This window comes from Nitratidesulfovibrio oxamicus (assembly GCF_015731765.1).
Taxonomy (GTDB): Bacteria; Desulfobacterota; Desulfovibrionia; order Desulfovibrionales; family Desulfovibrionaceae; genus Cupidesulfovibrio; species Cupidesulfovibrio oxamicus.
Genome location: NZ_VRYY01000625.1, coordinates 1 through 1,069 on the forward strand (window position 1 = coordinate 1; position 1,069 = coordinate 1,069).

The 1,069-nt window shown below is 71.9% G+C and carries 2 protein-coding genes; both read left to right on the forward strand.

Annotated features, from left to right (window positions below):
- On the forward strand, window positions 1-172 hold a 172-nt coding region (locus FVW20_RS20010), incomplete at its 5' end, for a methylated-DNA--[protein]-cysteine S-methyltransferase (RefSeq protein ID WP_196610428.1).
- Between the two features lie 356 nt (window positions 173-528).
- Window positions 529-1,069: DMT family transporter (locus FVW20_RS16390; protein ID WP_196610429.1), on the forward strand; the 541-nt coding region annotated here is incomplete at its 3' end.

Consider the following 1,069-nt stretch of genomic DNA (forward strand, 5'->3'; position numbering starts at 1 on the left):
TCACGAACAGGATCGTGACGACGCCGCCGCCTGCGCCCGCAACCCCGTGGCCGTGGTGGTGCCTTGCCACCGCGTGCTGGGCCGCGACGGTGCGCTCACCGGCTACCGCTGGGGGGTGGACCGAAAAGCCGAACTGCTGCGCCGCGAAGCCGCCCGAATGCCCATCGGGTGACGGTGGCGCTCTGCCCCTCGGCCTGCCCGCCGCCACGCACGCCCCGTCTTCGCTGTCCGCCATCCACGGGCTGACCGCAGGGCAGGCCACGAGGCGGACTCGGGCGGTACGGGATGGAAACGGCAGCGTCTTCGGCCTGCCCGCCGTCTGCGCAAGGAAGGTCCGCCGCCGACGACCGGAAGGGCGCAAGCCCACCGTCCATCTCGGCACACAATGCCGATGCCGTCACTGACGACGGCTCCGGCGCGCACCGCGCGCCGAGGTGCCGTTTCCCGCCGCGCCCGTCGCGCCCGTCGCGCCCGCCCGTTCGACGGTTCGACCGGGGTGGGGTCACATAGCTTTCATCGGGAGGAACCATGCGTCCCGTCGATCTGCTTCGCCTGTTGCTGCTGGCCGCCATCTGGGGCTCGTCGTTCCTGTTCATGCGGCTGGTGGCCCCCGCGCTGGGGCCGCTGCTGACTGCCGAACTGCGAGTGCTGCTGGCGGGTCTGGCCTTGTTCGCCTGGTTTCGGGCCACAGGAACGGACCTTGGCCTGCGCGCCCACTGGCGCTTCTTCGTCATCGTGGGCACGGTGAATTCCGGCGTGCCCTTTGCCCTGTTCGCCTATGCCGCGCTGCACATTCCGGCGGCCTATTCCGCCGTGCTCAATGCCACGGCGCCGTTGTTCGGGGTGATCTGCGCGGCTGTGTGGCTGCGCGAGCGCGTCACCCCGGCCCGCGTGGCCGGGCTGGCGCTGGGCATTGCCGGGGTGGCCGTCATGGTGGGGGTGGGGCCGGTGCAGCCCACCCCGCAAGTGCTGCTGGCTGTGGGGGCCGGACTGGCCGCGCCGTTGTGCTACGGCCTAGCCGCCACCTACATCAAGCTGCACGGCGCGGGCATCCGCCCCGGTGCGGTGG